This is a genomic window from Mesorhizobium alhagi CCNWXJ12-2, assembly GCF_000236565.1.
In the GTDB taxonomy this organism is placed as follows: Bacteria; Pseudomonadota; Alphaproteobacteria; order Rhizobiales; family Rhizobiaceae; genus Allomesorhizobium; species Allomesorhizobium alhagi.
In genome coordinates, this window is the sequence record NZ_AHAM01000355.1 from 1 (window position 1) to 1996 (window position 1996).

The window sequence follows — 1996 nt, forward strand, 5'->3', positions numbered from 1 at the left end:
CGATTCCTTGTTCATGTCGGCATCGACGAGCTGGCCGACGCCGCGGTCGATCGAGTCCATCAGGCTCTGTGTGAACTCCTTCTGGAGATCGATGCGCTGCTTGGCGGCGCCCAGCGTGGTGGCCGCGTCGGTCATTTCGTTCAGCGCGCCTTCGACGACGCCGAGCATCTGGCCGATCTGCTCGTCGTTGAAGCCAACGACAGTCAGCGTGGAGACCGCGAAGCCGTCGGTCGCCAGATAGGTGCCGGCGACCGCAACTGTCGCGGCGGCGTCGCGAGCGCCAGTTGAGTCGCGAATAGCTTCGAGAATGCCGGCATCGTCGGCATCGGTGGTTGCGGCGTCGTAGAGCTTGATGCTTTCGACATCGATGGCGATCTTGCTGAGCGAGACGGAGCCGTCGGCAGCGCGGTTGAACGAAGAAACGACGCTCGCGCCGTCATGCGTGCCAGCTACGGCGTGAGTGGCCGTATCAACGGAAAGGTAGTTCGAGCCGGAGAATGTCGCGCTCGTGGCATACGCCTGCAACTGAGACTGGAGGGCGGCGATTTCGGTCTGGATCTTGGCCTTATCGGCTTCAGTAGAGCCGGCGGCGGAGACCAGCTTGTTCTTGATCTCGTTGACGGTCTCGATCGCCTTGTTCATGCCGGTATAGGCCGTGTCGACCTTGGAAGCGCCGAGGCCGAGCGTGTCCTGCACGGTCGAAAGCGCCTTGTTGTCCGAACGCATCGTGGTGGCGATCGACCAGTAGGCGGCGTTGTCCGAAGCTTCGGCGACGCGGTAGCCGGTCGAGATGCGCGACTGGGTTGTTTCAAGGTTCTTATTCGTGGAATTCAAGCTCTGGAGAGCGGTCAACGCCGAAGCGTTGGTCATGATGCTGGCCATGGGTACTCGTACCTTTTACACGGGAATTTTTGCATACCGGATCGGCCGGTATGACGGTACGGCATCATGCCAATGGTCGCCTGAGACGTGACCACCCGCCATGCCCGGCACAATGACCGACACTCCCTTCGAAAGGGCTAAGCGCTATGGTTAATGAAAGGTAATTTTCGCCCTGAAGCGAGCCTTCAGGTGAAGGAGCGCACCAGCGAGCCCACCAAAAGGTTCCAGCCGTCGATCAAGACGAAGAACAGCAACTTGAACGGCAACGAAACCACCGTCGGGGGCAGCATCATCATGCCCATGGCCATGGTGATGGTCGCCACGATCAGATCGATGACGAGAAAGGGCAGGACGATCAGAAAGCCGATCTCGAATCCGCGCCTGATCTCGGAGATCATGAAGGCCGGAACGAGAATGCGAAGATCCACCGTTTCGGCGGCCACCGTCTGGCCGCGCTCGCGGGCGAGGTCGGCGAAAAGATCGAAATCCTTGTCGCGCACATTGGCGACCATGAACGTCCGGAACGGGTCGGAAATCTGCTCCAGCGCCTCGGCCTGGGTGATCTCATTGTCCATCAGTGGCCGGACGCCATTGTTCCATGCCTGATCGAAGGTCGGCGCCATGACGTAGAAGGTCATGAACAGCGACAGGCTGATCAGGATCAAATTGGCCGGCGTCGTCTGTAGCCCGATGCCGGCCCTCAGAATCGAGAAGGCGATGACGAAGCGGGTGAAGCTCGTGACCATAATGAGCAGTCCCGGCGCGACCGACAAAACGGTCAGCAGGCCGAACATCTGGATGATGTAGCCGACGGTTGTGCCGTCGGCCTGGCCGATGGCGCCGAGGTCGAGTTGCTGCGCTTCGGCGATCGAAGCCGACGCCGCGAGCCAGACGAGAGTGGCGAGAAGCTTTCTCATTCGAACAGCAGCGTCCTGATAAGGAACTGTTTGACGTGACCGCCGCTGCGGATCTTCGCGCGCTCCTCGAGATCGGCCTTCAGATGCTGGAAGCCGCTGGCACCCTCGACCTGATGCAGCTTGACCGTGCGGAGATAGGCGAGCAGGTCCTGGTGGATGCTCTCTATCAGATCGGGCGATTGCGGCTCCCCCCGAAC

Annotated in this window: 3 protein-coding genes; all 3 read right to left on the reverse strand. The window is 60.6% G+C overall.

The genetic code is table 11. The features are described 5' to 3' along the window. Positions 1 to 882: flagellin N-terminal helical domain-containing protein (locus MAXJ12_RS34095; protein WP_008840820.1), on the reverse strand; the 882-nt coding region annotated here is incomplete at its 3' end. Positions 883 to 1067: 185 nt separating this feature from the next. Beyond that, entirely contained in the window at positions 1068 to 1799 is a 732-nt protein-coding gene (gene fliP / locus MAXJ12_RS34100) for a flagellar type III secretion system pore protein FliP (protein WP_008840821.1), read from the reverse strand. Further along, on the reverse strand, positions 1796 to 1996 hold a 201-nt coding region (locus tag MAXJ12_RS34105; RefSeq protein ID WP_008840822.1), incomplete at its 5' end, for a flagellar basal body-associated FliL family protein. The genes fliP and MAXJ12_RS34105, both read right to left, overlap by 4 nt.

Bases quoted from the DNA above. Each gene is read 5' to 3' on its own strand.
- fliP (WP_008840821.1), bottom strand. From the start codon at position 1,799: ATGAGAAAGCTTCTCGCCACTCTCGTCTGGCTCGCGGCGTCGGCTTCG.